Source organism: Halorubrum halodurans, from assembly GCF_002252985.1.
GTDB lineage: Archaea > Halobacteriota > Halobacteria > Halobacteriales > Haloferacaceae > Halorubrum > Halorubrum halodurans.
The window spans coordinates 16,760-16,961 of record NZ_NHPJ01000089.1; positions in this window are offsets into that span (position 1 = coordinate 16,760).

Below are 202 nucleotides of genomic sequence, written 5' to 3' on the forward strand. Positions count from 1 at the left end.
TCCCCGGACGGGTGACGTCGTAGCCGCGCGCCGCGAGCCGGCTCGTCGCCGCCTCCGTGAGCCGCCGCCGTGCCGCGTCGCCGAGAGGGTCGGGCATGCGAGCGGATACGGGACCGACCGGGAAGCGGCTTTCGCGTGGTCCGCGCCGCGGCATCCCCCGACTCACGCCGCGTCGCCGGCCCCGTCTCCCCCGGCGTCCGCG